Raw genomic sequence first — 15950 nt, 5'->3', positions numbered from 1 at the left:
ACCACCGTCCTCGCGCTGCGGTTCACCCGGCACAGCTGGTCTCACACCAACGCCTTCGCGCTCGCCGTGTTCAGCTGCGTGCTGCTCTGGGAGCTCGCAGCGGTAGGCAGCGATCTGCCGGCCTGGGGCCTGCTCGTGCTCTGCGCGGTCCTGGTGCTGGAGCGGCCCCGCTTGCCTCGGGCGGGCCTCGTCGCGCTCTCCGCGCTGCTCGGTTGCCTGGCCACGGCACGGATCTCCTTCTCCTACCTGCCGCTCCTGGTCGGTTTCAGCCTGCTCTCGGTCCAGCCGCGCCGCGCCTTGACCGTGGCTGTCGGGGGGTCGGCGGCGGCCTTGCTCCTGCACGCCGTCTTCTGGCAGCTCAATCCGCTGTTCTACCCGCCTCTGCACCTGGTGAGCCGGGCGCAGGGGCTGCTCTCTGGCGCGTCCCTTTACATGGCGCTGGGCTTCCTGGGCGTCGTGGCGGCGTGGATGCTTCACCGCTGGCGCTCCTGGCCTCCGCCGGTGCATCTGGCCTGGGGACTCGGGGCGCCCATGCTGGTGATGGCGGTGGCCGAGCTGGGCGAGCACGGGAGCCTGGCGCGCTGGAAGGGGGCTACCTACCTGGTGACGAGCCTGCCGGCCGCAGCGTATGCGCTGCTGGCGCGCATCAGGCGGGACGATCTGTGGCCGGCGCCGGCTACGGCCGGCGCGGCGCCTGAAGGCCCGGTCGCGCCGCCGGGTCGACGAGACGCGCGGCGTGCAGGCCCCGCTGAGGTCCCCCATGCGCCGGCTGCAGGGCAAAGAGCGACTGGCGAAGGAGCTTGATCAACGAGGTGAGCAGGACGACCGCGAGCACGGCGAACCCCAGGGAGACGGTGATCTTGAGCACCGCGGTGAACTCGCCCCGGAACTGGTTGTAGGCGAACGAGGAGAGGGTCGCGCAGGACGCGCGCACGAGCATGGTCGAGTCCCGGGCGCCCGCCACGAGGAGCGGCAGCATGAAGAAGAGCCCGCTCATGACCGCGATCTGGATGCCCGCGCCGAGGAGGCCGAGGTTCAGGAAACCTTCGGCGGCGGCGCTCATGGCGAAGCCGCCGCCGTGGCGCGCGATGTCGGGGGCCATCCACACGGCATAACGTTGTCCCAGGCCGAGCGGCCGCTCGTCCCAGAGCGGCTTGGGCACCAGGATGAGGAACGCGTTGATCCAGCTCTCGCCGGCGTAGGTGACGATGGGCGGCCTCTCGTTCACGATGTTGACGAGATTGGCGTGGACCATCTCGAGCTCGCCGATCTCCCACGGGTTCTCGGTCCGCTCGAGGTGCGTCAACGCCGACGTGACCTGCGCGTCGAACCCGCTGCCCTGGACGGCCCGAGCGCCCTCGATGGCGATACCGTAGATGACGACGGCCACCATGCCGACGGCCAGCCACACGCGCCGGAGCTGGACCCCGTAGGTGTGCAGGGCGAGCCCGATGGCGAGGACGGTCCAGACGAGGGGCCCCCGCCGCCCCGTGATCGTGTTGAGGAGGATGGTCGCGAGGAAGCATGACCCTGCGACGAGGAGCACCTTCGGGACGGGCAAACCGGCCTTGCGGACCGAAGCGAACCTGAGAAAGCAGTAGGCGATCGCGAGCTTGATCAGAAACCAACCCGAGGTCAGCAGCCCCTTGCCCTCCTCCTCGAGGTGGTTGGCGGCGTAGCTCATCGTGAAGAACTTCCCCACGCCGATCGAGGCGATCCACGCCCCGATGAGCCCGACCCCGAGCAAGCCGACGAGGATCGTCGCCCAGTCCCGGTCCAGCATCACCTTCGGCCTGAGCATCGGGACCAGCCGCTCCGTGTCCGGGCTCTCCGGCGGGCGGCTCAGCGCTGTGCACGCGAGCGCGCAGCCGATCGCGCCGGCATAGGCCACCTCCATGGCTGCCGCGTCACGGCTCGGCAAGCGGAAGCCGTAGGACGTCAGCAGGTTCATGAGAGGGGCATAGCCGACGCTGAGGAAGTAGGTGGCCGGTACGTAGGTCTCCGGATCCAGCGGATGGAAGCGGGGGCCGCCGGCGCGGGCGAGCGACGGGGCGGCGAGCAGCAGCAGGAGGCCGAACGTCAACCCGCGTCCATCGCCCATCGACCCCTCCAGGATGGGGCCGACCGCGGCCAGCGCGGCGACGAGGAGCATCGCGATGAGACGGCCCGGAGACCGCCTCGTCCTCGTCGGGGCCGACTCGGCGGCGCGCGGGGCGCCGCTCGCGCGGGGGAGTCTCGGGGACAGCAACGGCGGTGCTCCTCAGTTCGGCAGGGGAGGCGGTGGGGCGTCCGCGTCGTCGGGCGGCGCGGGCTCGGCAGGCTCGGCAGTCTGCCGGTAGTAGCCGTCCTTCTTGTCGCCATAATAGCGATACGCGCCGTACTCCCGGCGGTTCAGGTCGGCGGCGTTCAGCACGACGCCCACGGTCTTGCCGCCGACGTCGAGCAACGCCCGGATCCCGTGGCGCGCGAAGTCGTGCGTCGTGGACGAGGCGCGCACGACGAGCACGGTGCCGTCCACCAGCGTCGACAGCACGGCGCCGTCGGTGACGGCGCCGATCGGCGGGCTGTCGATGATCACCCGGTCGAAGCGGCCCTGGAGCTTGCGGAGCAGCGCCCTGAAGCGATCGCTGTGCAAGAGCTCCGCCGGGTTCGGCGGGATGGGCCCGGCGGGGATGACATAGAGGTTCTCCACCTCGGTCCTGAGCGCGTCCTCGTCGTCCACCACGGAGTCGTCGAGCAGCGCGCTCGTCACGCCGCGCTCCGGGCCCTTGTCGAAGATGGCGTGGAGGCGCGGCCTGCGGAGGTCGCAGTCGATGAGGACGACCCGCTGCCCGGCCTGCGCCATCGCGACGGCGATGCAGCAGCAAACGGTCGTCTTGCCCTCGGCGGGGCCGGCGCTCGCGATGAGGAGCGTCTTGTAGGGCTGGTCAGGCGACATGAAGAGCAGGTTCGTCCGGATGGCCCGGGCCGCCTCGGCGATCCCGCTCTTCGGCTGATCGTGGACGATGAGCTCGGGCCGGCCCGACTGGGACGCGAGCTTGCCCCGGCGACGCACCTTGCGGGTGACGGCTCCACCCCCGTTCCGCCGGTCGAACTCCGGGAGGAGGCCCAGGAACGGCAGGCCGAGCTCCCGCTCGACCTCGTCCGGCGTCTTCAGCGTGCGATCGAGCATCGCCCGCGCCATCGCCGCGCCGATCCCGAGGAGCAGCCCGGCGAGGATGCCGACCGCGATGTTGATCCCGACGCGGGGCCGGATCGCCATGATCGGGAGGTTGGGCCTGTCGAGGACGCGGATGTTGTTCACCCGCATCATGCGCTGGAGATCGCTCTCCTTCGTGCGCTCCAGGACGAGCTGATAGAGCTTCTCCGTGTTCTCCTTCGTCCTGCGGAGGCGGTCGTACTCGATCTTGAGGGAGTTCAGCTCGAAGGCCTGCCTCTTGGCGCCCTCGAGCAGCCCGGCGAGGCCCGACTCCTGGCGCTTCACGATGGCGAGATCGCGGTTCACCGCGCCCTGAACATTCTTGATCTCGGAGACCAGCGCGTTCAGGTTGGCGGCCAGCTGCTCGGTCGCGGCGCGGACCTCCGGGTGGTTCTCGCCCTTGCCGGAGCCGATGAGCGAGTCGCGCTGGCGGACGCACTCCTCGTGGCGAGCGCGCAGCATCTGGAGCACGGGGCTCTGGATGAGCTCGGAGGCGGGGAGATCGAGCGGGCTGTTCGGGTCGACCTTCGACAGCTCGTGGCTGCGCGCCGCGAACTCCTCGCGCCGCGTGCGCACCGACGTGAGCGCGTCGCTGATCTGCTTCATCTCCTCGCGAAGCAGGTTGGTCTTGTCCTCGAAATCGATGTCGAGGATGTTGTTGCTCTTCTTGTATTCGTGGAGCGACGTCTCGCTCGTCTCGAGATCGTTCTTCAGCTTGTCGAGCTGCGTCCGGAGCCAGTCGACCGCCGAGTTCGTCGAGGTGAGCGCGTCATCGAGGTTCTGCTCGATGTAGACGTCCATCAGCATGGACAGGATGCGCTGCGCCCGCTCGCGATCTGCGTCGTTGTAGCGGACGATGGCGAGCCGGCTGTCCTTCACCGGCTCGATCGCGAGCCGCTCGCGGATCAGCTCGGCCGCCTCCTCCGGGCTCACGCTCATCGGCTCGGGAGCGGCCGCGTCGCGCGGCAAGTCCTTCAGGAAGTACGCGTCGTTCTGGAGGTTGAGCTGGGCGACGACCGCCAGCGCCACCCGCATCGACCGCATGACCTTGTACTGCGTCTCGTAGTACTCGCGGTTGTTCCAGTACGAGCCGGCGCCCATGTCGACAACGGCCTCGACGCCCCGGCCGAGGGGCCGGGGGGGGTTCGGGTCGAACTGCAAGGTCGCCGTCGACTGGTAGATCTTCTTCTGCCCGAGCGTGTAGAACGTGACGCTGAGGGCAACGAAGATCAGCGTCGTCAGCGCGATGGCCCAGTGCTTGCTGACCGTACGCCAGGCGGCGACGAGGTCGATGGTGCGCTCGCCAGGGGCATCATTACGGGTGGCGGTCGTGGGAGGGGCTCTGAATTCGTCAGCCATAAGTCATGCGCTCGAGGCGCTACCATCCAGCTAGAGGTCCGGCGGAGGGCTAAGGTGCTCTCCGGGTCCCCAAAATTCAAGCTGGCGCGCGGAACGAGGGGATGATGTGGCATGGTGTGCGCCGTCGGGGTGGCCGCTTACAATGCCGCCAGGTGCAGCCCGGGGGGCGCGGTGCTACCTCCGTGGCGATCGCGTACGCTGCCGCCGAGCGGCTGACATTGGCGGGCGCATCCAGAAGAGCAGCATGGAACGATTGTCCTCCCTGGCGCGCCGCGCGGTAGCGAGCGCGGTATGCTCCGCGCTCCTGCTCGATGGCGCCGTGGCCGCCGGCGACTGGGCTTCTGCCCGTCACGATCCGCAGCGCACGGGCGCCACGTCCTCCACGAGCAACATCATGAAGCCGGCGCCCTACTGGCGGGCGTACCTCGGCGGCGTGCTCTCGACGGGCAAGGTGCTCGCCGGCGACGCGAACCAGGATGGCGAGCTCGACCTGCTCTTCGTGTCCGGCGGCCGCGTGCTGCTGTCCGATCCGCAGGGGTTCATCCACTGGAGCACCCCTTCCATGGGTTTCCGGACGCTGCACGCCCTCGATGATCTCGACGGCGACGGGCTGCTCGAAGCGGTCGTGCTGAGCGGGGCGGGAGCGGCCGTCGTCGCCGGCGCCAGCGGGGCCATCCTCTGGGCCGAAGACAGCACGGAGCTCGGGGAGCTCGGCGCCGCGCGCCTCGCCGATCTCGACGGCGACGGCCACCTCGATCTCTTCCTCGACGAGTGCGGCTGCTGCGCCGTACGCACGGACAGCCCCGGCGTGATCTACAGCTTCGCGCGCGGGTTCGACGCCGTGGAGAAGCTGCCCGCTCCCCCGCGGCGCACGCATTGCAGCGCCACGGTCAACACGGTGGGCGACTGGGATGGCAACGGGACGGCCGACCTCCTCGTCTCCTCCCATGATCGGCTGTTCTTCGTCGCGGGAACGGGGACCGTGTTCGCAGAGTCGGCGAGCATCGGCGCGTACCTCGGCGGCTCGGCGTGCGAGGCCGTGACCCTGGGCGACCCATCCGCGCCGCGCGAGCACGCGCTCTGCTTTCAGAACCGCGTCGTCGGCCAGCAGGGCGCGCGCGAGGTCACCCTGCTCGCGTACAGGCCGGGCGAGAGCCCCTCGCTCGCCGTCGTGTGGCGCAAGACGCTCGCCCCGAATGACGGCGGCGACGCCCGCGCCCCGACGCAGCTCGCGTGGGATCTCGACGGCGACGGCGCGCTCGAGGTGGTGGTGAGCGGCAGCACGGGGGGCTCATGGACATCCTTCGTGCTCGACGCGGCCACGGGCGACGAGCTCGCCGTCATCCCCGACGAGATAGCGCGAGGCGCGGTCCCGGGAGGCTCCGGCGCCGAGCAGTGGATCCTCACGTCGCGCGAGGAGCGCGTGTCGGCCTTCCGGTTCAGCCGCGGGCGCGCTGAGCGGGTCGAGCGGCTCTGGTCGCTCGACGGCGAGCGGGTACGCACGCGCATGGACTGGTCGAGGTCGCGCAGGACAGGCAACATCTTTTCGCTGGTCACCACGGATCTCACCGGCGACGGGCGCGGTGAGCTCGTGCTCGAGGCGACCTCGGAGCCCGCGGCGCTCACCGCGTACGAGGTGCTCGAGGGAGGGGCGTCGCCCGCCGCTGTTTATGCCGTCGAGCGCGGCGTCGACATCGCGGCGCTCGATGTGCTGGCGGTGACGTCTCCGGCGTCGCCGCGGCTCGTCGTCTCCCGCGACGACGGGTTCGTCACGCTGCTCGACGCCTCGCTCGCGCCGACGAACCTGGTGCAGGAGGGGCGCGACATCCTGCCCGGGCTGCGCGTCGGCGGCTACAGCACTGGTCCGGGCGCCTACGTCGACTTCGGCCGCGCCCCGCTCGCGGCGAAGCTCTCTCCCGGCGACACGGCCGACAGCGTGGTCGTGGTCGACAGCCGGGGTGACCTCGTCCGGATCGTGTCCGAGGGGGCGAGCAACGTCGCTCCGGCCAAGGCCGCCTGGCGCGTGATGGACGCGTTCGGGGCCTCCATCGCGCCCGCCGAGGGCAGCGCGCCGGCGACCCTCGCGTGCTTCAGGCGGCGGCACCCGATCACCGATCCGGCGAGGTACTCCGTCGCGGTGCTCGACGCCGGCGGCGTGCAGACGCGCGAGGTCCCGCTGGAGAAGCCGCCGGCGTGGGACGTGCTGCACGGAGACCTCGACGGAGACGGCGCTCCCGAGCTCGTGGCGCTCACGGTCGACCATGACCTCCACACCGACGTCCTCGCGATCGAGCAGAGCGGCGCGGTGCGCTGGAATCAGCGTATCGCCGCGTCGGCCGGAACCCAGGCCGCGGCGATCGCGGACTGGAACGGAGATGGGGCGCAGGACGTCGCCCTGGCGATCAACACCGCCCGGGTGTTCTCGGGCCGGGACGGCAGCTCCCTCGGCGAGAGCGCCGAGTCGCTCTCCTACTTCATGCCGACCCTCGCCGACGTGTCGGGGGATTCGCAGCTCGAGATGACGCTGCACGGCGGGCGCTTCCCTGCGCGGACGCTGGCGCACGACCTCAGCGCCGCTCTCTGGAAAGGCACGGAGGACAGCCGCCCGTATCCCCACGGCGCGATCGCGACCTGCGAGGGCAGGTCGCTCCTCGTCGAGGGCTCGTTCAGGATGCCGGCGCGCCTCACGTTTACAGAGCTCGACGCCTCCGCTGCCGGGCGGACGAGCTCCATCGTCCTCGCCGGCGAGGCTGCGTTCGCCGACGAGCAAGCCGCGCGGCAGGCGAGCGCCGTCATGGGCCAGCTCGGCGACGTGGCGATCTCGCGGAACCTCACGGGCGGCGCGTCCGAAGGCGGCACCGTCGTGGTCGGCTCCACGAACGGCTTCCTCTACGCGGTCGACGCGTGCTCGAAGCGTCTCCTCTGGTCCTATCCTTTCGGCAACCCAGTCGGCTCGCCGATCCTCGCGGACACGGACGGCGACGGCCATGACGACATCGTGGTGAGCGTCGCAGATGGCTATCTCTACAACCTGCGGCACGAGATCCTGCCGGCGCCCGAGCTTGTCTGGGACGTCGATCCGAGCAGCCCCGATGCGGGCGAGGACGTCGACGAGATCACCACGAGAGATACTCTCCACGTGAGATGGTCGAAGGTCGCCGCGGCGACCTCCTATCAGGTGGCGGTCGTGGGCGGCCAGGGAGATTACATCGACTCGCCGGCGTGGCGGGATGTCGGCGACGTGTCCGAGGCCTCGATCCCCGGGCTGCCGCTGCTCGACGGGGCGAAGTATTATGTCGGCGTACGCGCGGTCTCTGCCGCCGGGCTCTCCCCGGACCGCGGGTCGGACGGCGTCATCGTGAGGATGCCGCAAGGCGAAGGGGACGGCGGGGCTGGCGGGGCTGGCGAAGGGGGCGGCGGGGCCGGCGGCTCGGGCGGCGGGGCTGGCGGCTCGGGCGGCGCGGCTGGTGGTGGTGGTGCCGGCGGCGCAGCTGGGCCGGACGACACGCTCCTTTACGGTCGTGGGTGCGCTTGCTCCGAAGCGCCGGGGCGGCTCGGGGCCTCCTGGACGGCCGGCCTCGGCGGTCTCGCCGCCGCGCTCCTCGCCCTCGCGCGGGCCCGCGCCACGGCGACCGCCCGGTCGAGCCTCCCGCGGCGAAGCGGCGGCCAGAGACCGGGCAGGATCGCCGGCGCGCGGAGCTAGAAGCCCACGCCCCGCCCCAGCGCCAGCGCCAGCGCGAAGGCCGAGACCAGCAAGAGCAGCGCTCCCTGCGCGTACCGCCGCACGGGCGCGTCGATCAGGAAGGCGAGCCGCGCCACGCCGACGAGCACGGACGGGCCGAACACCCCGAAATGGCGGACCAAGGGCTCGGGCGCGAGCAGCAGAAGCGCGGCGACGCTCGCGCTGCTCAGCACGCTGCCGACCGAGAGCGCGCGGCGCGACCGCGGGCCGCAGAAGTAAACGCACATGGAGTCGGTGATGAGCGGACCCATCCCCGAGACAAGCATCGTCAGCGTCATCGCGTCGCGCGCCGCGCCGGAGAACGGCAACCAGGGGATCGGAACAGCGAAGAGCGTGTAGATGATCGCAGCGCCGACGCAGAGCGCCGCCGCCGCGGGCAGCCATGCGCGCATGGCGCGCGCATGCCAGTCCGACTCGCCCCCCGACCCGAGCGCGCCCGTGACCGCGCGCGCGGCGAACGCCTGCGACGCCTGCGAGAGGGCCACAGAGAACGACCAGTAGAGCACCTGCTGCCCGACGCGATGATCGTCGATGAGCGACTGGTTGGCGCTGAGCGAGAGCGGATAAACGGCGACCGTCGAGAAGTTCGCGATCGAATAGGGGAACGCGTGCCGGACGACGAGCATCGCGTAACGCGCAGCGCGCCGGATCCGGGTGCGGTGCAGGAGGAGCAGCGCGGGCGTGGCGCCGGCGAGCCCGATCGCGACCGACACCGCCGCGGGGCTGCCCGCCAGCGCCGCCACCATGGAGGCGCAGGGCGAGAAGACGATGACCAGCGCGAGCGACTGCAGGAAGCGCCCCTGGAGCTGCCAGATGGGCAAGATGCCCTTCGAGGCGGCGGCGAAGAGCGAGCACGCGCTGAAGAGCGCGGTGACCACCCCCGCCGTGACGCCCAGCCCGGACATCATCTCGTGGGTGAGCGTGACGCTGAAGCAGATGGCGGCGATGATCGCGAGCGCGCCGCCGGCGAGCGCGCGCCCGGCCCGGGTCGCCATCGCGCGCGTCCTGCGCGTCAGGGTCGGCGCGAGGCCCGCGGCGACCAGCGCCACGACGACCATCCCCCTCGACGTGTAGTTGGCGAGGGCGGCGAGCTCCGCCGGCCCCCCCGTGAACGCGAGCACCCACTGGGCCGCGAGGGAGGCGGCGCGCGGCAGCAGCACGGCGAACGCGACCCCCGTACCTCCGTGCGTCAAGGCGCGCAGCAACGACGACAGCTTCACGAATCGCTTCGCTCGAGGGAACTGGACGCGCGCGCGGGCACGAGAGGGCGCACTCTACCTACGGCTCCAACTCAGGCGCCAGCGCCTTCGCCTTCTCGTCGAGGATCCGCTTGCGCAGCTCGGGGTCGTGGCCCCCCCGCCGCTGCAGGAGGCGCTCCAGCGCGCTCGACGCCTCCACGTGCGCGCCCGCCTGGCTCGCGGTGTTGGCCAGCTTGAGGAGGCGCTCCTCGGTGGGCTCGTCCTGCGCTGCCCGCGCGTAGTAGGTCACGGCCGACTGGTAGTCCTTCCGCGCCACGAGCAGGTCGCCGGCCCATGTCGCCGTCGCCGCGCACGCCGCGAGCGAGCTGCACGACGCGGAGAGCAGCTCGCGGATCGCAGGGGCAAACCGCTCGGAAGAGGCCATCTGCGCCGCCGCCTGGACCCGCAAGCGAAGACAGCCCACCCGGTTGTCCAGCCGCTCGCAGCTCCCCGCCAGCATCTGCTCCGCCTCTGCGCTCTTCTTGAGCAGCAGGAGGAGCCGCGCCCGCAGCTGGACCGCGAAGAACGCGTTCTCCTGCTGCGCCTGGATCGCCGCCGCGTGCTCCTCGATCTGCCGCTCGCACGCGGCGCGCCGCCCCTCTCCGTCCTCGAGGCCGCCGCAGCGGGGAGAGCTCGGCTCCTCCAGCATCGCGAGCAGCACGTCGCCCGCGGCCCAGCGGGCGACGACGCGGGCGGGAGCGCGCGCGATCGCCTCCTCTGCGCAGCGCAGCCGCAGCTCCAGCGCGTCCCGGCGGTCCCCCGCGGTGGCCAGCCGCTCGAGCATCTCCGCCCCGGCCTCGCCGTCCGGCACGGCGCGCACGAGCTCGTCGAAGCGGGACGCCCACTGCCGGGCGAGGCTCGCCGCCGCGCTGGTCACGCCGGGGTCGTCCTCCACCGCGAGCCGGAGGCTCAGGAGCGCCTGCTCCCTGGCGCCGCGCGAGGCCAGCACCTCCGCGAGCAGGAGGTGGCCGCGCCCGTGGCGGCGCGAGCGCTCCAGCGTCCGTTGCAGCCACGGGATCGGGCTCTCGCTCCGGCCCTGCAGCGCGACGACCGCGCCGAGCAGCGGGAAATAGGGCTCGGCCGGGTGGCGCAGCATCGCCGCGCGGAGCTCGCCGCGGAAGCGCGGCCAGCCGGCGCCGCTCGCCGCGCCGCCCTCGCTCATCGCGCGCAGCGCCCGGCGGTCGTGGTCGACGTCGCGCCAGCCGAAGCGCAGCATCAGGGCGACGAGCGCGAGCCCGGACGCAGCGGCGCACGCCGCCGTCCGCCACGCGCGGCGCCGCTCCGCCTCGGGCTCGTCCGCCGGCGCCTCGTGCAGCGGCCGCTCGTGGTAGGCCTCGCCCCACAGCGAGCCGAGCGTCGCCGCGAGCGCGATCGAGACGCCGGGCACCTCGAGCCCGAGGTCGAACAGGTTCTGGGCGAGGAGCACCACGCAGCCGACCCAGGCGCCGACCGCCGCCGTGCTCCCCTTCAGGGCGATCTTGCCGGGGCGAAACGCGAGCCCGAGCGCGATGAGCGCGGCCGCGGCGACCGGGATACCCCACTCCGCCGCCCACTGGATCGCGAAGTTCTCCGCGTGTGTGAACACGATGTTCCCCGGCGACTGGCGGTAAGCAGGGAACACCGTCTCGAACGCGCCGCGCCCGACGCCGAGCAGCCAGTGGTCCGCGAGCAGCGGGAGCGTCGAGTAGAACAGCGACAGCTTGTCGAGGTTGTCGTCCGCGAACTCCGAGAGCGTGCGGTTCGTGGCGGCGAGCGCGGCGAGCAGCGCGCCGCCGGCGATCGCGACGCTGAGCAGCAAGGCCGTCGGGCCCTGGCTGCGGCTGCCCGGGCGGTGCTTGCCGCGCCGCCGCCGCGAGAGCAGCGCGAAGAGGGCGAGCCCGAGCGGCAGCACGAGCAGCCCTCCGCGGGACGACGCGATGATGCCGACGCCCACGATCGTCGTGAGCCCGACCCCGGTGACCCAGGCCGGCAGGAGCGGCCTGCTCGTGACGAGCAGCCCGACGCCCGAGAGGATCCCGAGGTTCAGGTAGCCGGCGAGGTTGTTCGGGTTGAGCAGCGGCCCGACGTGCCAGGCCGCCACCGAGAACCGCGGCTGGTACAGGCCGAAGACCTCCTTCGCGCCGAGCAGCCCGTGGGCGATCGTCGTGAGGGCGGCGAGGAACGCGCTGCTGAAGACGAGGGTGATCCCGAGCCGCGCGCCGTGCCGCGCCCCGACGAAGGCGGCTGTGACGAAAACGCCGGCATACGTGAGCCATTTCGTCGCCTCGACCAGCGTGGCCCCGGGGTCGAGCGAGACGCTGGCGTAGCGCGGAGGAGCCTCGCCGAGCGGCATCAGGGCGCGCGACCAGACGTCGGCGCTCGCCGGCGAGAGGAGCTCGAGCCACGCGAGCGGCAGCGGCGCGGCCTGCAGCAGCGTGTACGCCGCCAAGCCGAGCAACGTGAGCGCCGGCAGCGACCTCGCATGAGACTGCCGGTCAGCGCGCGCGCTGGCGCGCAGGGAGAGCGCCGCGGCGACCGCTGTGATCGATGACACCAGCGCCAGCGTGGGCGTATGGACCGCGCCGATGGCCAGCACGGATCCGGCGATCGTCACCGCGAGCAGCCATGGGATCACGCGCTCCGGGAGCGGCGCGGCGCCGCCTGCACGGCCCCGCGCCGCCGCGCCGCCGACGACTGAGCGCCTGCGCTCGCCCGGCGACCTCGGCTTCAGGCGTGTGTAGTCCCGCTCCACCGCGCGCCAGGGTAGTCGATCTTCGTCGCTCAGCGACGAGATTGCTCACGGCTCGTGAGGTTCTACCGGCGCACTCCCGGCATTGACAGTGAGAGTGTGGGAGGACAAACATCCGGCGATGAGAGCAGCCGCTCACCGTTGCGCATCAACGGGGCTTCCGTTGGTGATCCTCGCGACGAGCGCGGCGCTCACATGCACGCTCGATCTGCAGGGCACGGGCGGACAGAGCGGGGCGGGCGCGGCTCCCACGTCGTCGGGGGACGGCGGGGCTGGCGGTGGCGGGGCTGGCGGTGGCGGGGCTGGCGGTGAAGGGGGCGCTGACGGCCTGCCGAACGGGATGCTCTACCGGTGGGCCGCCAGCGCCCCGGAGCAGCCGGGGATCTACGAGCTTCCGCTCTGGCTGACGCTGGAGAGCCCAAGTCCGGACAAGACCGTGCAGATCGGCGAGAGCTCCATCGTGAGCGGGCTCCCGGCGAACGTGGCCCGGGCGCGCCGGATCGGTGAGGACAGCCCCTGGGGGCTCAGCCTCGAGAGCGCGCGCGAGAACCGGATTCCGCTCTCGACGCCGTCGCAGCGGCCCTGGCGCCTGTTCCACGGCGCGAGCCTCGCGGAAGCGCGCGGGCCGGACGGCGAGACGTCCGCAGGGCGGGTCTCCGACGAGGACGCGGAGCACGCGTCGGCCGCCTACGTCCCGGTCGACCACAGCGACGGGGCGACCTCGACCATCTCGGGCTGGGTGGGCGACGTCGACGGGGAAGAAGAGGGCGATTACGCGTGGATACGCGCCTTCTCGTTCGACGACGCCACGCAGGGCGCCCCGCCGACGCGGGTGCCGGCGCCGGCGCGCGCGTGGCGCCGCGTCGACTTCACGGGCGTCGAGACCGGGCGCGCCGGGCAGATCTGGGTGTATCCCGCGGCGGGCGAGGCAGGCCGGCTGGGCGCCGCGAGCTTCGCGTTCATGAACCTCGAGTCGGCGAGATACCCGTCCTCGGCCATCGCTACCTCGGACAGCGCGCGGCGGCGGGAGGCCGACGCGCTGTACGCGAACAACGCCGAGTGGTTGATCTGGAAGGGGTGGCTCAAGGTGTCGCTCGAGTTCGCGCCCAACTACGCCTCTGGCGAGCAGCTCGCCGATCACGACCTCCTCTACATCGACTCTGGAAGCCGTGTGTTCCTGCGCGCCTCGGACGGCGCGATCGTGATGACCGTGACGGGCTCTCGCGGCGCTGCCACCGTGGAGACGGAGGGCCTCTCGTGGGAGCGCGAGCAGGCATTCCAGGTCGAGATAACGAGCTCGTCCGCCGGGCTGTCGCTGCATGTCACCACCGAAGGGGCGGAGGACGTCTCGGTCGATGATCCGACGGACGTCGGCGCCATCGCGATCCCCGAGTCGGGGCACATTCACATCCTGGGAGACCCCGACGGCAGCCAGGAATGCGCCGATCTGCGCCGCGTCGAGTTCTACGAGGTCCATTGAGACAGAGCGGCTGTCCGTCGCGCGGCGCTGCGCCGGCCCCAGGCGCCCGCCCCGGCGGCGCACCGGCGCCGCGCCCTGCTCGCCAGGTCCCCCGAGGACGCCGGCCGCGCAGCCTGCCGGTGGTGTAGAGTGCGCGCGTGCTCACGATCTCAGCGCATCCGTTGCTCGACCCCGCCGCCTTCGTCACGACCTTCCCCGCGCCGCTCGGCGAGCTGCCGGTGAGCGATGCGCTCCGCGGCCTCCTGTCCGACAAGGCCTCGGCCCCGTTCCGCTCGGACGACGCGGTGCGCTCGGCGGTCCGCGACCTCCTCCGGCACGGCGGCTACAAGCCTACCGGCCGGGGCAAGCCGGCCTCCGAGTACCTCATCCGCGCGGCCGAGGGCGGCTCGCTCGCGCCCATCAACGCGGCCGTGGACGCGTGCAACGCCGTGTCGCTGCACACCGGGCTGCCCATCAGCGTGATCGACCTCGACCGCGCGACCCCGCCGCTCCGCATCGGCGTCGCGCCCGCCGGCTCCCGCTACGTCTTCAACGCCTCGGGGCAGGAGATCGACCTCGAAGGGCTCCTCTGCGTCTTCGACGCGGAGGGCCCGTGCGCGAACGCGGTCAAGGACTCGCAGCGGACGAAGACGCACGCGGGGACGACGCGCACGCTCTCGGTCCTCTGGGGCAGCCGCGCGCTGCCGGGCCGGGCCGCGGAGGCAGCGGCCTGGTACAAGGAGCTGCTCGCCGGCATCGGCGCGGCGACCTCGGACGCGCCGACCTCGGCCTGAGCCGCGCGTCGCGCGCCCCGCGACGCTGCCCGCTCGCCCCCGCGCGCCGCCGGCGTGGAGCGGCCCTGCTCCTCGTCAGAGCTCGGGCCGATCGCCCAGCGTGACCACCTTCACGTCCTCGTCGGTGAGCCACCGCCAGTTGTCGACGAGCCCGGTCGAGTCGAGCAGGTGATCGCCGGCGTCGTACGCGCCCCACCGGATCTTGATCTCCTGGTTCGGCTCCACGGGCGCCGAGGTGACGAGCCAGCTCGTCCCGGCGCGGCCCTCGAACCCCGTCCCGAGCAGCTCTCGAGTCCCGCGGGGGCACGCGTACATCAGGCCGTCGAGGTTGCAGGGCGGGCCGCCCTCGCAGGTACAGACTTCGATGAACTTGTTGTTGATGCTCATCGCGTTGCTCGCGCCGTCGAACAGGATGTGTCCATCGATGAGATCCGTCGGCCGCGGCGAGAGGAAGGCGATGAAGTAATCGTTGAAGTCGGTACAGGCGTACGGCCAATCGTAGGTGACGTAATTGACGTTGAACGAGAAGCCGTGGACGTTCGACGGGACCCGGATCGCAATCTCGATTGCGGTCGGGTCGGATGGCTTCGCGGGCACGAGGTCGCCGCAGTCGCGCGGGTCCTTCGGGAAGCCGTCGGGGAAATCGCCTTCGTACCGCTTGTCGAAGCCCGACGGGCTCTCGAACCCTTCGTCGTCCTGCTGCCGCGCCGTGCCGCTCGACAGGGCGAGCAGGCGCGCGCCGCCCTTCGGCGTCACGTTGGGCCCGAACCCGGGCAGGAGGCCGTGCCCGAGGTGGAAGCTGGCGAGCTGCTCCGCCTGCGCGGGGGGCGGCGAGCCGTCGACCATGACCCACGCCGCCGAGACCACGCCCCAGTCGCCGGGCCCGGACGCCATCTTGCACAGCTCGACCGCCCTCGCGGCGTTGAGCGGGTCGGCGTCGTCGAGAGAGAGCCCGTCGTCGCACGGCCCGGGCACGTTGTCGGGGATGCCGTCGCAGTCGTCGTCGACCGGCTCCGGGGCAGCGCCCCCGTCACCGCCGACCGTCACGAGCTCGAGCGCGTTCGGGTTGACCAGCGCGTTGCAGTCGTCGCAGTCGCCCTGGAGCTCGGTGAAGCCGTCACCGTCCGTGTCGTCCTCCGGCAACCCGCCGCAGCCCACGCTCCCGGTGACCCCGGACGTGGTGATGGTCGCGTCCGCCGTCGTCGGCGGGTCGTCGCCGCCGGTGCCCGAGGTGCTGCCCGCGCCGCCATCCCCGGCAGCGAGGCCAATCACCGGTCCGATGTTCCCGGTGCAGGCCATGCCGAGGCACCCCGCAGCAGTCATGAAGCTCAAGAAATTCAACCAAGGTCTCATCGGTGCTCCTCGAGGTCGCACGGAACCAGGGCGATTCGGGGTCGATCCGCGATACGGGAGTCGTCGATGATTTTATCA

8 protein-coding genes are annotated in these 15950 nt (G+C 71.9%); 3 read left to right on the top strand and 5 right to left on the bottom strand.

The annotated features are described in order from the left end of the window. Window positions 1–676: 676 nt before the first annotated feature. Window positions 677–2248, bottom strand: coding sequence for an O-antigen polysaccharide polymerase Wzy (gene wzy / locus WME89_RS44350; protein ID WP_438005607.1), 1572 nt, complete (start codon window positions 2246–2248; stop codon window positions 677–679). Window positions 2249–2260: 12 nt separating this feature from the next. Continuing rightward, on the bottom strand, window positions 2261–4558 hold the full coding sequence (locus WME89_RS44345; protein ID WP_438005606.1) for a GumC family protein: 2298 nt from the start codon (window positions 4556–4558) through the stop codon (window positions 2261–2263). A gap of 244 nt (window positions 4559–4802) precedes the next feature. Between WME89_RS44345 and WME89_RS44340 the strand changes: the two genes are divergently transcribed. Continuing rightward, the gene (locus tag WME89_RS44340) at window positions 4803–8261 is read left to right on the top strand and encodes an FG-GAP-like repeat-containing protein (protein ID WP_438005605.1); all 3459 of its coding nucleotides are present in this window, start codon (window positions 4803–4805) and stop codon (window positions 8259–8261) included. Here WME89_RS44340 and WME89_RS44335 read toward each other — a convergent pair. Both WME89_RS44335 and WME89_RS44330 read right to left on the bottom strand, forming a co-directional pair. Further along, on the bottom strand, window positions 8258–9520 hold the full coding sequence (locus WME89_RS44335; protein ID WP_438005604.1) for a hypothetical protein: 1263 nt from the start codon (window positions 9518–9520) through the stop codon (window positions 8258–8260). The genes WME89_RS44340 and WME89_RS44335 overlap by 4 nt on opposite strands. Before the next feature lie 58 nt (window positions 9521–9578). Then, window positions 9579–12131 carry an O-antigen ligase family protein gene (locus WME89_RS44330; RefSeq protein WP_438005603.1) on the bottom strand — a complete coding sequence of 851 codons (2553 nt, stop codon included), beginning with the start codon at window positions 12129–12131 and terminating at the stop codon, window positions 9579–9581. A gap of 301 nt (window positions 12132–12432) precedes the next feature. On the opposite strand from WME89_RS44330, the gene WME89_RS44325 reads away from it, so the two are divergent. After that, entirely contained in the window at window positions 12433–13746 is a 1314-nt protein-coding gene (locus tag WME89_RS44325) for a phage head spike fiber domain-containing protein (RefSeq protein ID WP_438012049.1), read from the top strand. Window positions 13747–13883: 137 nt separating this feature from the next. After that, entirely contained in the window at window positions 13884–14519 is a 636-nt protein-coding gene (locus WME89_RS44320; RefSeq protein ID WP_438005602.1) for a phenylalanine--tRNA ligase beta subunit-related protein, read from the top strand. 75 nt (window positions 14520–14594) lie between these two features. Here the strand turns inward: WME89_RS44320 and WME89_RS44315 are convergent, their stop codons facing one another. Beyond that, on the bottom strand, window positions 14595–15872 hold the full coding sequence (locus WME89_RS44315; protein WP_438005601.1) for a hypothetical protein: 1278 nt from the start codon (window positions 15870–15872) through the stop codon (window positions 14595–14597). Window positions 15873–15950: the final 78 nt, after the last annotated feature.

It is taken from the genome of Sorangium sp. So ce321 (assembly GCF_051530195.1).
Classification (GTDB): domain Bacteria; phylum Myxococcota_A; class Polyangia; order Polyangiales; family Polyangiaceae; genus Sorangium.
The sequence above is the reverse complement of the archived record's forward strand: the minus strand, read 5'-3'. Positions and strand labels throughout refer to the sequence as shown.

Bases quoted from the DNA above. Each gene is read 5' to 3' on its own strand.
- WME89_RS44340 (WP_438005605.1), top strand. From the start codon at position 4,803: ATGGAACGATTGTCCTCCCTGGCGCGCCGCGCGGTAGCGAGCGCGGTA.
- WME89_RS44345 (WP_438005606.1), bottom strand. From the start codon at position 4,558: ATGGCTGACGAATTCAGAGCCCCTCCCACGACCGCCACCCGTAATGAT.
- WME89_RS44315 (WP_438005601.1), bottom strand. From the start codon at position 15,872: ATGAGACCTTGGTTGAATTTCTTGAGCTTCATGACTGCTGCGGGGTGC.